17 protein-coding genes and 1 riboswitch are annotated in these 17,064 nt (G+C 59.1%); of the genes, 9 read left to right on the top strand and 8 right to left on the bottom strand.

Going from position 1 to position 17,064, the window contains the following annotated elements; translation table 11 throughout:
- Positions 1-29 precede the first annotated feature (29 nt).
- The 3 genes from ABIC80_RS09770 to bioA are packed head-to-tail and all read right to left on the bottom strand — an operon-like array spanning position 30 to position 2,561.
- On the bottom strand, positions 30-506 hold the full coding sequence (locus ABIC80_RS09770; RefSeq protein WP_054803709.1) for a kinase inhibitor: 477 nt from the start codon (positions 504-506) through the stop codon (positions 30-32).
- A 13-nt stretch (positions 507-519) separates the two neighbouring features.
- Entirely contained in the window at positions 520-1,200 is a 681-nt protein-coding gene (locus ABIC80_RS09765; protein ID WP_042712031.1) for a type 1 glutamine amidotransferase domain-containing protein, read from the bottom strand.
- Positions 1,201-1,247: 47 nt separating this feature from the next.
- On the bottom strand, positions 1,248-2,561 hold the full coding sequence (bioA, locus tag ABIC80_RS09760) for an adenosylmethionine--8-amino-7-oxononanoate transaminase (RefSeq protein WP_429176857.1): 1,314 nt from the start codon (positions 2,559-2,561) through the stop codon (positions 1,248-1,250).
- Positions 2,562-2,628: 67 nt separating this feature from the next.
- Between bioA and bioB the strand changes: the two genes are divergently transcribed.
- Genes bioB through bioD form a run of 4 tightly spaced genes read left to right on the top strand, consistent with a single transcriptional unit; the run spans position 2,629 to position 6,271 of the window.
- Positions 2,629-3,669, top strand: coding sequence for a biotin synthase BioB (gene bioB / locus ABIC80_RS09755; RefSeq protein ID WP_076769577.1), 1,041 nt, complete (start codon positions 2,629-2,631; stop codon positions 3,667-3,669).
- On the top strand, positions 3,666-4,820 hold the full coding sequence (bioF, locus tag ABIC80_RS09750; protein WP_429176856.1) for an 8-amino-7-oxononanoate synthase: 1,155 nt from the start codon (positions 3,666-3,668) through the stop codon (positions 4,818-4,820). Before bioB ends, bioF begins: the two co-directional genes overlap by 4 nt.
- Positions 4,807-5,556, top strand: a complete 750-nt coding sequence (gene bioC, locus ABIC80_RS09745; RefSeq protein ID WP_094420434.1) for a malonyl-ACP O-methyltransferase BioC — start codon at positions 4,807-4,809, stop codon at positions 5,554-5,556. The genes bioF and bioC overlap by 14 nt, the downstream gene beginning before the upstream one ends.
- Positions 5,549-6,271, top strand: coding sequence for a dethiobiotin synthase (gene bioD / locus ABIC80_RS09740; protein WP_429176853.1), 723 nt, complete (start codon positions 5,549-5,551; stop codon positions 6,269-6,271). The genes bioC and bioD overlap by 8 nt, the downstream gene beginning before the upstream one ends.
- On the opposite strand, the gene ABIC80_RS09735 is transcribed toward bioD, so the two are convergent.
- Positions 6,213-6,935, bottom strand: coding sequence for an ABC transporter ATP-binding protein (locus ABIC80_RS09735; RefSeq protein ID WP_023479498.1), 723 nt, complete (start codon positions 6,933-6,935; stop codon positions 6,213-6,215). The genes bioD and ABIC80_RS09735 overlap by 59 nt on opposite strands.
- A 757-nt stretch (positions 6,936-7,692) precedes the next feature.
- On the opposite strand from ABIC80_RS09735, the gene uvrB reads away from it, so the two are divergent.
- The gene (gene uvrB / locus ABIC80_RS09730) at positions 7,693-9,714 is read left to right on the top strand and encodes an excinuclease ABC subunit UvrB (RefSeq protein ID WP_094420432.1); all 2,022 of its coding nucleotides are present in this window, start codon (positions 7,693-7,695) and stop codon (positions 9,712-9,714) included.
- Positions 9,715-9,834: 120 nt separating this feature from the next.
- Here uvrB and pmrB read toward each other — a convergent pair whose 3' ends face one another.
- The 4 genes from pmrB to yvcK form a co-directional block, all read right to left on the bottom strand.
- A complete protein-coding gene (gene pmrB / locus ABIC80_RS09725) occupies positions 9,835-10,947 on the bottom strand; it encodes a two-component system sensor histidine kinase PmrB (protein WP_429176850.1) in 1,113 nt (370 codons plus the stop codon).
- Positions 10,947-11,621 (bottom strand): two-component system response regulator PmrA, encoded by a 675-nt coding sequence (gene pmrA / locus ABIC80_RS09720; RefSeq protein WP_042713847.1) that lies wholly within the window; start codon positions 11,619-11,621, stop codon positions 10,947-10,949. The genes pmrB and pmrA overlap by 1 nt, the downstream gene beginning before the upstream one ends.
- A complete protein-coding gene (eptA, locus tag ABIC80_RS09715; RefSeq protein ID WP_429176847.1) occupies positions 11,618-13,261 on the bottom strand; it encodes a phosphoethanolamine transferase EptA in 1,644 nt (547 codons plus the stop codon). The genes pmrA and eptA overlap by 4 nt, the downstream gene beginning before the upstream one ends.
- Before the next feature lie 108 nt (positions 13,262-13,369).
- Positions 13,370-14,278 (bottom strand): uridine diphosphate-N-acetylglucosamine-binding protein YvcK, encoded by a 909-nt coding sequence (yvcK, locus tag ABIC80_RS09710; RefSeq protein WP_429176844.1) that lies wholly within the window; start codon positions 14,276-14,278, stop codon positions 13,370-13,372.
- 407 nt (positions 14,279-14,685) lie between these two features.
- Positions 14,686-14,829: riboswitch (molybdenum cofactor riboswitch) on the top strand.
- Here yvcK and moaA point away from each other — a divergent pair.
- The 4 genes from moaA to moaD all read left to right on the top strand — a co-directional run bounded on the left by moaA (position 14,817) and on the right by moaD (position 17,064).
- Complete coding sequence (moaA, locus tag ABIC80_RS09705; RefSeq protein WP_023479507.1) at positions 14,817-15,806, top strand: GTP 3',8-cyclase MoaA; 990 nt, start codon at positions 14,817-14,819, stop codon at positions 15,804-15,806. It overlaps the preceding riboswitch by 13 nt.
- 18 nt (positions 15,807-15,824) lie before the next feature.
- Entirely contained in the window at positions 15,825-16,337 is a 513-nt protein-coding gene (moaB, locus tag ABIC80_RS09700; RefSeq protein ID WP_023479509.1) for a molybdenum cofactor biosynthesis protein B, read from the top strand.
- Positions 16,338-16,340: 3 nt separating this feature from the next.
- Positions 16,341-16,826, top strand: coding sequence for a cyclic pyranopterin monophosphate synthase MoaC (moaC, locus tag ABIC80_RS09695; RefSeq protein WP_023479526.1), 486 nt, complete (start codon positions 16,341-16,343; stop codon positions 16,824-16,826).
- Entirely contained in the window at positions 16,819-17,064 is a 246-nt protein-coding gene (gene moaD, locus ABIC80_RS09690) for a molybdopterin synthase sulfur carrier subunit (protein ID WP_429176842.1), read from the top strand. Before moaC ends, moaD begins: the two co-directional genes overlap by 8 nt.

Below are 17,064 nucleotides of genomic sequence, written 5' to 3'. Positions count from 1 at the left end.
TTGTTAAATCGGCTGTAAATCCCTGGCTTTTAGCTGAAAAGGGCGGTGAGAGTGGCGCTGCCGAGGGTGTGAAAATGGACATTAAAGCCGACCATTGCCCCGCTGGCGTTCTCGTCGACATCCAGTTTCTCCACGTCCAGCGCGTGAACGGTGAAGATATAGCGGTGGGTTTCGCCTTTCGGCGGTGCCGCGCCGCCATACCCTGCGCTGCCGAAGTCGGTGCGCGTCTGCACGCTCCCTTCCGGCAATGCAGCACTGCCGGATCCGGCACCCTGCGGCAGCACACGGGTATCCGCTGGCAGGTTCGCCACAATCCAGTGCCACCAGCCGGAGCCGGTGGGCGCGTCAGGATCATAGCAGGTGACGACAAAACTTTTGGTGCCCGCAGGCACCTCATCCCATGTCAGATGGGGCGAAATATTATCGCCCTCATAGCCCATGCCGTTAAACACGTGACGCAGCGGCAGCTTCTCGCCGTCACGAAAATTATGGCTGAGTAACTTCATATGGCCTCCTTGCTTAGCGGTGCAGCAGTTTCAACAACTCTTCGGCGGTTGCCGCAGAGGAGGCCGGGTTCTGGCCGGTGACCAGATGGCCGTCGGTCACCACATAGACGCCCCAGTCATCGGTGCGCTCGAACTGCCCGCCTGCCTGTTTCAGTGAATCTTCCACTAAGAACGGCACCACTTTCGTCAGGCCAACCGCCTCTTCTTCGCTGTTGGTAAAACCGGTAACGCGCTTACCCTGCACCAGCGGCGTGCCGTCCGGTTTTTTCACATGGCGCAGCACGCCCGGTGCGTGGCAGACCGCCGCGACCGGTTTCCCATCCGCCCAATATTTTTCAATCAGATCGATGGAGATCGGGTGTTCCGCCAGGTCCCACAGCGGGCCATGGCCGCCCGGAAAAAAGACCGCGTCATAATCGCTGATGTTGATGCTGCTCAGGGGCAGGGTATTTGCCAGCGCCTGCTGCGCTTTTTCATCTTTACGGAAACGCTCGGTGTCCTGCGTCTGCGCATCCGGCGCATCGCTGGTCGGGTCGAGCGGCGGCTGTCCCCCCGCCGGAGAGGCGAGCACCACCTCTACGCCTGCATCCTGAAAGATATACCAGGGTGCGGCAAACTCTTCGAGCCAGAAACCGGTTTTCTTGCCGGTGTCGCCCAGGGTGTCATGCGAGGTCAGAACCATCAGAATTGCCATATATCCTCCATTTTTCAGGTCAGTAACCCAAAAGTGTAGTGCATCTTTTACGCCTCGGCGGCGAAGAGGTCCGCACGCAGCACGGCGGCATTCACTGCCTGCGTCAGGCGCGACAGCTGCTCCGGGGTGATGATATAGGGGGGCATCAGATAGATCAGGCGACCAAACGGGCGGATCCAGACGCCATGCTCGACAAAGAAGCGCTGCAACGCCGTCATATTCACCGGCGAGCGCGTTTCCACCACGCCAATCGCCCCTAGTACGCGTACATCCGCGACGCTTGCGGCCTCTGCGGCGGGAGCCAGCTCCGCCTTCAGCTGCGCTTCGATAGCGGCGACCTGCGCCTGCCACTCGCCGCGCTGCAAAATCTCCAGGCTGGCGCTTGCCGCCGCACAGGCCAGTGGGTTGCCCATAAAGGTTGGGCCATGCATAAAGCAGCCCGCCTCGCCGTTGCTGATGGTCTCAGCCACCACGCGGGTGGTCAGCGTCGCGGAGAGGGTCATAGTGCCGCCGGTCAGCGCTTTGCCAAGGCAGAGAATATCCGGCGTGATACCCGCATGCTCACAGGCGAAGAGTTTACCGGTGCGGCCAAAGCCGGTGGCGATCTCATCGGCGATCAGCAGGATCCCTTCGCGATCGCACATCTTACGGATGCGCTTCAGCCACTCGGGATGATAAATGCGCATGCCGCCCGCGCCCTGCACAATCGGCTCCAGAATAACGGCGGCGATCTCATGGCGATGGGCCGCCAGCGTGCGGGCAAACGCCACCATATCGTGCTCATCCCATTCACCATCAAAACGGCTCTGCGGCGCAGGTGCGAAGAGGTTTTCCGGCAGATAACCCTTCCACAAACTGTGCATCGAGTTGTCGGGATCGCACACCGACATCGCACCGAACGTGTCGCCGTGGTAGCCGTTACGGAAGGTGAGGAAGCGCTGCCGCGATTCGCCCTTCGCCTGCCAGTATTGCAGCGCCATCTTCATCGCCACTTCTACCGCCACCGAACCGGAGTCGGCGAGAAACACGCACTCCAGCGCCTCGGGCGTCATCGCCACCAGTTTGCGGCACAGCGCCACGGCGGGCGCATGGGTAATGCCGCCAAACATCACGTGAGAGACGGCATCGATCTGCGTTTTCATCGCCGCGTTCAGCGCCGGATGGCCGTAACCGTGGATCGCCGCCCACCAGGATGACATGCCGTCCACCAGCCGTTCGCCGCTGGCGAGATGCAGCTCGCAGCCCTGCGCGGAGGCGACCGGGTAGACGGGGAGGGGGGCGGTCATAGAGGTGTAGGGGTGCCAGATATGGCTGCGATCAAAAGCTAAATCGTCCTGGGTCATAATCGACTTGTAAACCAAATTAAAAAGTTTTAGGTTTACGAGTCTACACCGAATAACGATTTAATCACACTTTTGGAGAGGCCAGATGGCTCACCACACACGCTGGACACTGTCGCAAGTTACTGCTTTATTTGAAAAACCACTGCTGGATCTGCTTTTTGAAGCGCAGCAAATCCACCGCCAGCATTTTGACCCGCGCCAGGTGCAGGTCAGCACGCTGCTGTCGATCAAAACCGGCGCCTGCCCGGAAGATTGCAAATATTGCCCGCAAAGCGCGCGCTACAAAACGGGCCTTGAGTCGGAGCGGCTGATGGAGGTGGAGCAGGTGCTGGAGTCGGCGCGCAAAGCGAAGCTCGCCGGTTCAACGCGCTTCTGCATGGGCGCGGCGTGGAAAAACCCGAACGATCGCGATATGCCCTACCTGGAGCAGATGGTGGAAGGGGTGAAAGCGATGGGGCTGGAAGCCTGCATGACCCTCGGCACCCTCAATGAGAGCCAGGCGCAGCGTCTGGCCCACGCCGGGCTTGATTACTACAACCACAACCTCGACACCTCGCCGGAGTTTTACGGCAACATCATCACCACCCGCACCTATCAGGAGCGTCTCGACACGCTGGATAAAGTGCGCGATGCCGGGATCAAAGTCTGCTCCGGCGGCATTGTCGGGCTGGGTGAAACCGTCACCGATCGCGCCGGGCTGCTGATGCAACTCGCCAATCTGCCGACGCCGCCAGAAAGCGTGCCGATCAACATGCTGGTGAAGGTGAAAGGCACGCCGCTGGCGGATAACGACGATGTCGATGCCTTTGATTTTATTCGCACCATCGCCGTGGCGCGCATCATGATGCCCACCTCCTACGTTCGCCTCTCGGCAGGACGCGAGCAGATGAACGAACAGACCCAGGCGATGTGCTTTATGGCGGGCGCTAACTCCATCTTCTACGGCTGCAAACTGCTGACTACGCCGAACCCGGAAGAGGACAAAGATCTGCTTCTGTTCCAGAAACTGGGGCTGAACCCGCAGCAGACCCAGGTGCTGAATGGCGATAACGAACAGCAGCAGGAGATTGAGCAGCAGCTGCTTCACGCCGACACGGAGCACTATTACAACGCGGCGACCCTATGAGCTGGCAGCAGCGAATCGAAGCCGCGCTCAGCGAACGCCGCGCGGCAGATGCCCTGCGCCGCCGTATCACCGTTGAGCAGGGTGCCGGACGCTGGTTAACCCTTGAGGGCGAGCGTTTTTGCAACTTCGCCAGTAATGACTACCTCGGTTTAAGCCAGCATCCGCAGGTGATTGCCGCCTGGCAGCAGGGTGCGGCGCAGTATGGCGTTGGCAGCGGCGGCTCGGGCCATGTGGTTGGCCATACGGCTGCGCATCATCAACTTGAGCGCGAATTGGCGCAGTGGCTCGGTTACGACCGCGCGCTGCTCTTTATCTCCGGTTTTGCCGCCAACCAGGCCACCATCGCGGCGCTCACCGGCAAAGAGGATCGCATTGTTGCCGATAAGCTGAGCCACGCCTCGCTGCTGGAAGCGGCTGCCCTAAGCCCGGCACAGCTGCGCCGTTTTGCCCATAACGATGTCGCCCAGTTGGCGAGCCTGTTGAGCAAACCGCTCAGCGGACAGCAGCTGGTGGTCACTGAAGGCATTTTTAGCATGGATGGCGACAGCGCACCGCTGGCGGCAATTGCTGAGGCCACGCATCACGCAAAAGCATGGCTGATGGTGGATGATGCCCACGGCATCGGCGTGCTCGGCGAGCAGGGGCGCGGCAGTTGCCATTTGCAGAAGGTGAAGCCCGACATTCTGGTGGTCACCTTCGGCAAAGGTTTTGGCGTCAGCGGCGCGGCGGTACTTTGCAGCGAAGCGGTTGCCGACTACCTGGTGCAGTTCGCCCGCCATCTTATCTACAGCACCGCGATGCCCCCCGCGCAGGCGGTGGCGCTCAGCGCCGCGCTCGATGTGATCCGCTCTGCTGAAGGCGACGCGCGCCGTGCGCAGCTGGCAGCGCTGATTAGCCGTTTTCGTGACGGCGTGCGCGGGCTGGATCTGGCGGTGACGAATTCGCATAGCGCCATTCAGCCACTGATTGTTGGCGACAACAGCCGCGCGCTGCGTCTCGCCCACACTCTGCGCCAGCAGGGGCTGTTTGCGACCGCCATCCGCCCGCCAACGGTGCCGCCGGGCACGGCGCGTTTGCGCCTCACCTTAACCGCCGCGCATCAGCCGGAGGATATCGACAGGTTGCTGGAGGCGCTGCATGGCGGTGAATAAACAGGCGGTAGCCGCCGCCTTTGGTCGCGCGGCGCAAAGCTATGCGCGACACGATGAGTTACAGCGGCTCAGCGCCGACTGTTTGCTGGCGCAACTGGGCGACATTAATCCTGCGCGGGTGATTGACGCCGGCTGCGGGCCAGGCGCGATGAGCCGCTACTGGCGCGCGCAAGGCTGCGATGTTACGGCACTCGATCTCTCGCCCGCTATGCTTGCCGAAGCCCGCCAGCAACAGAGCGCCGCGCGTTACGTCACCGGCGATATCGAAGCGCTGCCGCTGGCGGATGCGACCTTTTCGCTGGCGTGGAGCAACCTCGCGGTGCAGTGGTGCGACGATCTGCGCCAGGCCGTTGGCGAACTGCGCCGCGTCACCGAACCGGGCGGGCATATTGCTTTTACCACGCTGGCGGACGGCTCGTTACCGGAGCTTAATCAGGCCTGGCGCGCGCTGGACAGCTTGCCCCACGCTAACCGCTTCCTGCCCGCGACGGAGATTGAGCAGGCGCTGAACGGCTGGCCGCTGCGCTGCGGCATTGACACCGTCACCCTGTGGTTTGCCGATGCCGCCAGCGCCCTGCGATCCCTTAAAGGGATTGGTGCCACCCATCTGCATGCTGGTCGCCAGCAGGGGCTGACGCGCGGCAAATTGCAGCGCTTACAGGAAGCCTGGCCGCAACAGCAGGGCAAATTCCCGCTGACTTATCAACTTTTTTGGGGAGTGATAACCCGTGACTGAACGCTATTTTGTGACCGGTACTGATACCGAAGTGGGTAAAACCGTGGCGAGCTGCGCCTTGTTGCAGGCGGCGAACCTGCGCAGGCTGCGCAGTGCGGGCTATAAACCGGTCGCCTCCGGCAGTGAGATGACGCCCGATGGGCTGCGCAACAGCGATGCGCTGGCGTTGCAGCGCCACAGCAGTTTGCTGCTCACCTATCAGGCGGTTAATCCGTACACCTTTGCCGAGCCGACCTCGCCGCACATTGTCAGCGCTGACCTGAATCAGCCGATAGAGGCGGAAGTGATGTCGGCCGGTTTACGCCAGCTGGAGCAGCAGGCTGACTGGCTGCTGGTGGAAGGGGCAGGGGGCTGGTTTACGCCGCTCTCGCCGACGCTGACCTTTGCCGACTGGGCCACCTCGGAGCGCCTGCCGGTGATTCTGGTGGTTGGCGTCAAGCTTGGCTGCATCAACCACGCAATGTTAACTGCCCAGGCGGTACAGCAGGCAGGGCTAAGGCTGGCAGGCTGGATCGCTAATGACGTGGTCAAGCCGGGTAAACGCCACCAGGAGTATATGGCGACGCTGCAACGCGTGCTGCCCGCGCCGCTGATCGGTGAGATCCCGTGGCTGGCGGATGCGCCGGAAACCGCCGCAACCGGCCACTATCTCGATCTCAGCGTACTGACTCCGGCGACATCCAGTGCGCCAGCAGCGGATCATCTAACTGCCTGATATCGCCCCCGGCCACGCGCCGCCCACGGTGCAGCAGGCAGAAACGATCCGCCACCCGGCGGATCAGCGACAGCTGCTGCTCCGCCAGTAAGATCGACATACCAAACTCCTGATTGAGCCGCACGATCAAATTCCCCAGCTTATGGATAAACGCCTGGCCGAGGCCGCGCGTCGGTTCATCGAGGATCAACAACCGTGGGCGCGTGACCAGCGCCCGCGCCATCGACAGCTGCTGCTGGTTATCTTCCGACAGCGTCGCACCACGCTGCTGGCGCAGCCCATACAGTTCCGGGAAGAGATCGAAGATCTCGCGGCTTAAGTTCTGCCCGGCGTCACCGGCGGCACGCATCGCCACATGCAGGTTCTCCTCCACCGTCAGCTGTGAAAAGATGCGCCTGTCCTGCGGCACATAACCGATACCGACCGCGCTGCGGTGCTCGGCCTGCAGTGTCAGCAGATCGCGCGGCGGCGCGCCCGCATCCTGCCAGATCATGCTGCCGCTCTCCACCGGCAGGTAGCCGGTAATGCAGTTCACCAGCGTGGTTTTTCCCATACCCGGCAGCCCGACCAGCGAGGTGCAGAGGCCGGGGGCTAACTCCAGATCGATATCCCATAACGTATGTTGGTCGCCGTAATAGTGGTTCACCGCATGTAAGCTCAACATGATCCGCTCCTTGTTCCCATCAGGTATGACTGCTTTTCACTACGGTCAACTGCAAAAGGCTTGCCAGAACGTGAAAAGGGCATTTTTTTCGGAGACGGCTGAGAAAGCGTGCGAAAAAAACGTGATGGCGCGCAAACCCAGGTAAAAATTCTGCACTTTGCCAGTGCTTACCGCAGCGGGTGGTGGTGCAACGGATAGTGGAATTGTGAGAAGGATCCCATGCGGATCTTGCGCATCGTTATCTGATAATTGCCGAAAAGAGTCGATAAAAAAATTTTCCCTCCCCCTTTTCGACGCCGAAGGGGAGTTTGGCGAGGGGCGGGGTGCACGGGCTGGCGGCAGTTATCCACTATTCCTGTGGATAACCTTGTGTATTAGAGTTAGAAAACGTGCGGCAAGCGAGAGGCGGCGCGGCTTGCGCATGAATTGGTGCGAAACCCGTCTTTTTAATATTTTCTTTTTTAATCAAACATTTAAATAAAAGCAATGGGTGTAAGAAAAGTGTCACCGACTGCCATAAAAGCGTCAAACATCACCTTGACAAATGTTAAAAGGGCAAAAGTTCTGGGGATAACCTTTAACGCGCGGTTTAATCGCTTACCGATTGCCCAATCGCAGCCACAATGCGATGTTTTGCACTGGGGTAGATGAGATCGGTTTGCACGCTACTGTTTTTTCATCCAGTATCTTCGGTTGGCAAAAATGCGCATGGTGAGTAAACTGTCTTACCTGCCCCACTCCTCATCAGGTGCCATTCATGAGTAAACCGTTCAAACTGAATTCCGCTTTTCGCCCCTCCGGCGATCAGCCTGAAGCAATCCGTCGCCTCAAGGAAGGGCTGGAAGACGGGCTCGCGCACCAGACGTTGCTCGGGGTAACCGGTTCAGGGAAGACGTTCACCGTGGCCAATGTGATTGCCGATCTGCAGCGTCCAACCATGGTGCTGGCACCCAACAAGACGCTGGCCGCGCAGCTCTATGGCGAGATGAAAGAGTTCTTCCCGGATAACGCGGTGGAGTATTTCGTCTCCTACTACGATTACTATCAGCCGGAAGCCTATGTACCCAGCTCGGACACCTTTATCGAGAAGGATGCGTCGGTTAACGAACATATCGAGCAGATGCGTCTCTCCGCCACCAAAGCGCTGCTGGAGCGGCGAGATGTGGTGGTGGTGGCGTCTGTCTCTGCCATCTACGGTCTGGGCGATCCTGACCTCTACCTGAAGATGATGCTGCACCTCACCAATGGCATGATCATCGATCAGCGCGCGATCCTGCGCCGGCTGGCGGAGTTGCAGTACACCCGTAACGACCAGGCGTTCCAGCGCGGCACCTTCCGCGTGCGCGGCGAAGTGATTGATATCTTCCCGGCGGAGTCGGACGACCTGGCGCTGCGCGTTGAGCTGTTTGACGAAGAGGTTGAGCGCCTGTCGCTCTTCGATCCGCTGACCGGCCATATCGAATCGGTGATCCAGCGTTTTACCATCTACCCAAAAACCCACTACGTGACGCCGCGCGAGCGCATCGTGCAGGCGATGGAAGAGATCAAAGTCGAGCTGGCGGAGCGGCGGAAGTTTCTGCTGGAGAATAATAAGCTGCTGGAAGAGCAGCGTATTACCCAGCGCACCCAGTTCGATCTGGAGATGATGAACGAGCTGGGTTACTGCTCCGGCATCGAGAACTACTCGCGCTACCTCTCCGGGCGCGGGCCGGGCGAAGCGCCGCCGACGCTGTTTGACTATCTGCCCGCCGATGGCCTGCTGGTGGTCGATGAATCCCACGTGACCATTCCGCAAATCGGCGGCATGTATCGCGGCGACCGGGCGCGTAAAGAGACGCTGGTGGAGTATGGTTTCCGCCTGCCGTCGGCGCTCGATAACCGCCCGATGAAGTTTGAAGAGTTCGAAGCGCTGGCTCCGCAGACGATCTACGTCTCCGCGACGCCGGGTAACTATGAGCTGGAGAAATCGGGCGAAGAGGTGATCGATCAGGTAGTGCGCCCAACCGGCCTGCTGGATCCGATTATCGAAGTGCGCCCGGTGGCGACTCAGGTCGACGATCTGCTGTCCGAGATCCGCAAGCGCGTCGAGATCAACGAGCGCGTGCTGGTAACTACCCTGACCAAACGCATGGCGGAAGATTTGACCGAATATCTGGTCGAGCACGGCGCGAAGGTGCGCTATCTGCACTCCGATATCGACACCGTCGAGCGTATGGAGATTATCCGCGACCTGCGTCTTGGTGAGTTCGATGTGCTGGTCGGCATCAACTTGCTGCGTGAGGGGCTGGATATGCCGGAAGTGTCGCTGGTCGCCATTCTCGATGCCGATAAAGAGGGCTTCCTGCGCTCCGAACGATCGCTTATCCAGACCATTGGTCGTGCGGCGCGTAACGTCAACGGTAAAGCGATCCTCTACGGCGATAAGATCACGCCGTCGATGGCGAAAGCGATTGGCGAAACGGAACGCCGCCGCGAGAAGCAGCAGAGCTACAACGAAGAGCACGGCATTACGCCGCAGGGACTCAACAAGAAAGTGGTGGATATTCTGGCGCTGGGCCAGGGGCTGGCGAAAACCAAAGCCAAAGGGCGCGGCAAGTCCCGCTCGCCGGTTGAGGCAGATGCATCCGATCTGGGTCTGACGCCGAAAGCGCTGCAACAGAAAATTCATGAGCTGGAAGGGCAGATGATGCAGCATGCGCAGAATCTGGAGTTTGAAGAGGCGGCGAAGGTGCGCGATCAGCTTCATCAACTGCGCGAGCTGTTTATTGTCGCCTCTTAATGTTGACTTAACATAGCCCTGTCACACTCTCCTCAGTTTTGGTGGAGGAGAGTGTGATGCAACAAATTACCGTTCGTGAGTGTTTCGCCGTCGCCTGCGCGCTGGCAGTGGTGCTCGGTTTTACCCATTTTTGGCTGTTGAGCTACTGATCGTCCCCCGGTCGGGCGCGCTGAATTTGACCCACGCCCGCACCCCACTTTGTGTCAGCCGATTGTGCAGGAAAAACTGCGCGTCATGCAGTTGCGCGATACGCGTAACGATACTTAAGCCAAGACCGGCACCGCCGTAACGGCTGTCCATTCTGACAAACGCTTTGCTCAGCTCGCCGCTGCGGCTCTCATCAATCCCTTGCCCCTCATCCTCTACCGCCAGCACCGGCGTTTCCGCCTGCTCCAGCCGTACAGTAATCGTGCTGCCGACCGGGCTGTAGCGATGGGCATTCTCTACCAGGTTACGCACCAGCAGCCGCAGCAGCGTCGCATCGCCCGCTACCGCCATTCCTTCACCCTCAACCGGCATGACCAGGCGCTGATCGCGTGCCGCCAGCATGGTGCGCAGCTCCTCTTCCATCGGCAGCACCACATCGCTTAATAACGTCACTTGCTGATAGGTTCCGGCGGAGAAAGATTGCCCCACGCGCGCCAAAAGCAGCAACTGGGCGATATTTTCCGTCATCTGATCGAGGCGCTGCACCAGCGGTTCGACCTGCATACCGCTGCTTTTTGCCATCAGTTCAAGGTGCAGACGCAGCCCGGCAAGCGGTGTGCGCAGCTCATGGGCTACATCGGCGGTAAAGAGCCGTTCACGATCGAGAGTTAACGTCAGGCGCGAGACCAGCTCGTTAATCGCCGAGGTGACCGCCTCCACTTCGCTGACGCTCTGATCGAGGGTAATAGGCTGCAAATTGTTCGGCGTGCGCTTATTCAGCTCCTGCTGAAGTTCGGAGAGCGGGCGGGTGATCGCTTTAACGGCCTGCATGCAGAGCAGCAGCGCGAGGCCGATTATCAGCAGGCTTGGCACCAGCAGGCTCGCCACCGCTTCACGCACTTCATGCTCAATATGTTTACGGTTGTTGTGGTTGTGGATCGCCGTCTGCACCAGCAGCTGGATCTGCTCTTCGCTCTCATGCCAGAGCCAGAAGACGCTGACCAGCTGGCAGAAGAGCAGAATGCCGCCAATGGTCAGCAGCAGCCGGCGGCGCAGGCTCCAGTGACGAAAATCGAACATCGCCATCACTCAGGCCGCTCTTGCGGTGCCACCAGCATATAGCCGAAGCCGCGCACGGTGCGGATGCGCGACTTGCCAATCTTGTCGCGCAGGTTGTGAATATGCACCTCCAGCGTGTTGGTCGACGGCTCGTTATCCCAGTTGTAGATATCGTTGTAGAGGATCTCGCGGTGTACCGGGCTTTCGGCTTTCAGCATCAGGCGCGATAAGAGCGCGTACTCTTTTGGCGTCAGCTCCAGCAACTGCCCCTCCAGCCACGCCTGGCGGCGGGTGACATTCAAGGTCAGGTTGCCATGCACAATCTCGTTATCGCCCTGATTGTGGTGACGGCGCAGCAGCGCGCGAATGCGGGCGTTAAGCTCGTCGAGGGCAAAGGGTTTCACCAGGTAATCATCCGCGCCGGTATCCAGCCCCGCCACGCGATCGTCAAGGGTATCGCGGGCGGTGAGGATCAGCACCGGCAGGGTATATTTCTCTTTGCGTAGCCGGTTGAGCAGATGCAGGCCATCTTCATCAGGCAGGCCGAGATCGAGCACAATCAGGCTGTAGTGGCCACCCGCCAGGCAGAGCGCCGCTTCATGGGCGGTCGAGACGCCATCGCAGGCGTAGCCTTCACTCTGCATCGCGAGAATTAACCCCTGTTGCAGCAGCGCATCATCTTCAATCACCAGAATTTTCATTTCACCTGCTCCCGGCACGGCGTAAGGATATCGTCTTCAGGATGGTAGACCGTGGTGCTGACGCCCAGTATACCCAACATGGTCGGGAAGAGGTTGTCCTGCGAGTAGGCCTTCTCCCGAGCATTTTTCGCGACACACTGGCTGTTAATGCCGTAACGCGTCTGGTAATCCGGCGACAGCCAGATCAGCAGCGGCACATGTTTCTGCGTGGCGGGCGCGATGGAGTAGGGCAGCCCGTGCAGGTAAACGCCATTTTCACCCAGTGATTCGCCATGATCGGAGAGGTAAACCAGGCTGGTGGTAAACCTGTCCTGTTTTGATTGCAGTAATTTAATCGCTTTATCAACAATATAGTCCACATAGACGATGGTGTTGTCATAGGTGTTCACCAGTTGCTCGCGGGAACAGGTCTGGATCTCATTGGTATCGCAGGTGGGGGTGAATTTGCGCATCTGTGCCGGGTAGCGGTTGTAGTAGGTCGGGCCATGGCTGCCAATGGTGTGCAGCACAATCAGCCCGTCACCCGGCAGTTGATCGATATAGCGCGCCAGATCGCGAAACAGGATCTCATCCTGGCACTCGCCCTTGATGCAGTAATCCGCCAGGTTCAACTGCGTCATATCCTGGTGCGGCACGCGGTCGCAGGCGCCTTTGCAGCCGCCGTCATTCTCATTCCACAGCACCTGAATTCCGGCGCGCTGCACCACATCAAGCAGCCCCTCCTGGTGATGCGCCAGCTGATCGTCATAGTGGGCGCGGCCCATGCCGGAGAACATGCAGGGCACGGAGACCGCTGTCGCGGTGCCGCACGAGGTGGTGTTGGGGAAGTAGATAACATTATCCTGCTTCAGCAGCGGGTTGGTCTCGCGATCGTATCCGCCAAGCGAGAAATCATCCCCGCGCGAGGTTTCGCCCAGCACCAGAATGGTGAGGTTTTTACGCGGGCCGCGCTTCATCTGCGGCAGTTGGTGGGCATCTTCGCCGATGCGCACCAGCGGCAGGTTATCCATACGGTTATGGACATACCAGGAGAGCGAGGCGGCAATGGCGTTCGACGGACCGAGTGATTTCACCAGCTCTTTGTTGTTGCGAAACAGCGAGGCGTAATCCTTATAAAACGGCACCGCCACGGCAACGATAATCAGCGCGGAGATCGCCATGCTAAGCAGGCGCAGCGTAATGCTACGCAGCAGGGGGCGGGTGGGTTTGATCTTGATCCACCAGGCGATAATCACCGGCAGCAGGGCGGTCAGCACCAGCGTCATCACCATTTTGCCCGACATCAGGGCGAAGCTCTCCGCCGCGGTGGTGTCGAGAATATTGGTGATCATCGAGCGGTCAATAATCACGCCGAAGGTGGAGATAAAGTACTGTGCGGCGGCGCAGAGCAGAATAAACAGGCTCAGCAGCAGCCGGTCGAGGCACAGAAACGACGCCAGCGTCAGCACAATGTTGATTACGCTAAAGGCCACCAGCGGCATGGTGAGGAACACCAGCGCATTATGCAGCGAGTCGACCGGAAGCAGATCAAACGCCTGGCGGTAAAAGACAATATTGAGCACCAGCGCGATATAGAGCGCCGCAAGGGTAAGCAGAGAGAGGCGGCTTAAAGAGGGCCGATAGAGCGAAAGCGTGCGCATAGCCAAATTCCATAATGTGAATAGCGCTATGCTGACAGGGGTTTTTTAAGACAACCTTAAGAAATTAAGCAAAGGGTTTGGCGGGGCTGATTCTGCCCCGCCCGCGCGTCAGCCAAGCTGCTGCACCGCTTTCTCCAGCGCATTGCGCAGCAGAACTCGGTCGTGGCGATAGGGGATATCGCTCGCTTCCAGCTCTTCCTGAATAATCAGCCGGTCAGTTACCGTGCTGGCGTCCACTTTTGGCCCCACCACGGCGGCATCAATAATGCGCTTGCCGATATACTGCTCCATGATCGAGAGCTTATCCGCCAGCGTCAGGCGGGCGGCGGCGGGGCTGAGCTCTTTGCCGAGGTTACCGATATAGACCACTGGCGCAGGGGTGCGGCGCAGCGCCTGGGCTAACTCATCAAGCAAAAGCAGCGGCAGCAGGCTGGTATAAAAACTGCCGGGGCCAATCAGGATCAGATCCGCTTCAGCAATCGCCTGCACCGCTTCGCGGGTGGCGTGGACTTTCGGCGACAGCATCAGCTCCTGCACCGGTGCGTGCAGTTGGTCGATATTGACCTCGCCATACACCACGTTGCCTTCGCTGTCCGTGGCCACCAGATCGACCGGCTGCTCGGACATCGGGATTAAAAAGGCATCCACCTTCAACAAATTGCGAATGATGTTAATTGCTTCCAGCGGGCGCACGCTGAGGTGATCGAGCGCCTTTAACATCAGGTTTCCGAGGTTATGGCCGGAAAGTTCGCCATTGCCGCTAAAACGGTACTCAAACATCGCCGAGGCGACGCTTGGTTCAGTAATCAACTGATTGAGGCAGTTGCGCATATCGCCCCAGGCGATGCCGCCTTCGGAGCGGCGAATACGCCCTGTTGATCCGCCGTTGTCGGTAGTAGTGACAATGCCGGTGAGGCGCGATCCCAGTGAGGCAAGCGAAGACATCACCCGCCCAAGACCATGCCCGCCGCCGAGTGCGACAACGCGATCCAGGTCGGCGAGGGTGCGATTACGCATAATTGTTCCTTATGATTTTTTATCGCGCTACGTTAGCGTAAATACCACCAAAAGACGATGCCGCGCACCGCGTAAAATGACACATATCAAAGCAAAAAAGCGATTTTCACGTACTCTGTAGCCATTGTGCACGATTATGTCGCTATATAGTGCTTTATATAACGATATTCACAATGGCGAAAGCCGGGCGATCGCGCTACTATCGCCAGAGCATGTTAGCGTGCCTAACATAACCCTCCTCAATGGATTTTGGCTTGCTTCACACCGATGCAGCCCGAAAGACAGAGAGGACACTCCTCAAAGTATTTCGGGTTGCATCAAGGCAGCAACTGAGCAAATCCCCGGGAGCATAGATTGCTATGTGACCGGGGTGCGCGAAGGCAGCCAACGCCGATGCAGCCCGAAAGACGAAGAGGATACACTCAAGCCTCTGCACCTGTGTCTTAAGATATGGTGCTTTGGCCGTAGCAGAGCAATAGCTCTCGCTGCCAGGGTGCAGGAAGAAATGACTGCATCTCCCGAATCTGGAAAGGTGTACATGGCCTCACAACTGACTGACGCGTTCGCGCGCAAGTTCTATTACTTGCGTTTGTCGATTACCGACGTGTGCAATTTTCGTTGCACCTACTGCCTGCCGGATGGCTACAAGCCCGGCGGCGTCAATAACAACGGCTTTCTCAGCCTCGATGAAATTCGCCGCGTGACCCGCGCCTTTAGCGCAATGGGCACGGAAAAAGTGCGCCTGACGGGCGGCGAACCCTCCCTGCGCCGCGATTTCACCGACATCATCGCTGCGGTGCGGGAAAATGCCGCCATTCGCCAGATTGCCGTCACCACCAACGGTTACCGCATGGCCCGCGACGTTGCCCAGTGGCGCGACGCCGGTCTGACGGCGATCAACGTCAGCGTCGACAGCCTCGACGCTCGCCAGTTTCACGCCATTACCGGGCAGGATAAGTTTCGCCAGGTGATGGCGGGCATCGACGCCGCCTTTAGCGCCGGATTTTCGAAGGTGAAGGTCAATACCGTGCTAATGCGCGACGTGAACCATCACCAGCTCGATACCTTCCTTGACTGGATCCAGACGCGGCCAATCCAGCTACGCTTTATTGAACTGATGGAGACGGGCGAGGGGAGCGATCTGTTCCGCAAACATCACCTCTCCGGCATGGTGCTGCGCGACGAGCTGCTTAAACGCGGCTGGATCCACCAGCTGCGCCAGCGCAGCGACGGCCCGGCGCAGGTCTTCTGCCACCCGGATTACGAAGGCGAAATCGGGCTTATCATGCCCTATGAAAAAGATTTCTGCGCCAGTTGCAACCGCCTGCGCGTCTCCTCCACCGGCAAACTGCACCTCTGCCTGTTTGGCGATGGCGGTGTCGATCTGCGCGATCTGCTGCAGGCGGACGAGGAGCAGGGCAGGCTTGAAGATCGTATCGCCACGGCGCTCAGCCAGAAAAAGCAGACCCACTTCCTGCATCAGGGCAATACGGGCATTACGCAAAACCTTTCATATATCGGCGGGTAACGCCGCAAGGAGAGAGAGATGAGCCAGGTCAGCGCTGAGTTTATCCCGGTCAGGCTTGCTATTTTGACGGTCTCCAGCCGTCGTGGCGAAGAGGATGACACTTCCGGTCACTATCTGCGCGACGCTGCGCACGATGCCGGACATCAGGTGGTTGATAAAGCGATCGTTAAAGAGAACCGCTACGCCATTCGCGCCCAGGTGTCGGCGTGGATCGCAAGCGATGAGGTGCAGGCGGTGCTAATCAATGGCGGAACCGGCTTCACCGAAGGTGACCAGACGCCAGAAGCGCTGTTGCCGCTGTTTGACCGCGAAATTGAGGGCTTCGGCGAGCTGTTTCGCATGTTGTCCTTTGAAGAGATCGGCACCTCGACGCTGCAATCCCGCGCGCTGGCGGGCGTCGCCAACCAGACGCTGATTTTTGCCATGCCCGGCTCGACTAAAGCGTGCCGCACCGCGTGGGAAAATGTCATTGAACCGCAGCTCGATGCGCGTACGCGCCCGTGTAATTTTTACTCCCATTTGAAGAAGTAAGTTATGTCGCAACTGACCCACATTAACGCCGACGGCGAAGCGCATATGGTGGATGTCTCCGCCAAAGCGGAAACCGTGCGCGAAGCGCGCGCCGAAGCCTTTGTTACCATGCTGCCAGAGACGCTGGCAATGATTGTCGACGGCAGCCACCACAAAGGCGATGTCTTCGCCACTGCGCGTATCGCCGGTATCCAGGCGGCAAAACGCACCTGGGAGCTGATCCCGCTCTGCCATCCGCTGTTATTGAGCAAAGTAGAAGTGCTGCTCCAGGCACAGCCGGAGCATAACCGCGTGCGCATCGAATCCGTCTGCCGTCTGAGCGGCAAAACCGGCGTCGAGATGGAGGCGTTAACCGCCGCCTCGGTCGCCGCACTGACGATTTACGATATGTGCAAAGCGGTGCAGAAAGATATGGTGATTGGCCCGCTGCGCCTGCTGGCGAAAAGCGGCGGCAAATCAGGTGATTTCAGGGTAGAGAGCGATGCTTAAAGTACTGTTTTTCGGGCAGGTGCGCGAGCTGGTGGGCTGCGACACGCTCAACGTTGAGACGCTTTTTCCCTCCGTTGAAGCGCTGCGCCAGCACCTTGCCTCGCAGGACGATCGCTGGGCGCTGGCGCTGGAAGAGGGCAAGCTGCTGGCAGCGGTGAATCAGACGCTGGTCAGCTTCGATCATCCGCTGGCAAGCGGCGATGAAGTGGCCTTTTTCCCGCCGGTGACCGGAGGCTAA

The sequence above is a fragment of the Kosakonia sp. 1610 genome (genome assembly GCF_050435845.1).
GTDB classification, from domain to species: domain Bacteria; phylum Pseudomonadota; class Gammaproteobacteria; order Enterobacterales; family Enterobacteriaceae; genus Kosakonia; species Kosakonia cowanii.
The sequence above is the reverse complement of the archived record's forward strand: the minus strand, read 5'-3'. Positions and strand labels throughout refer to the sequence as shown.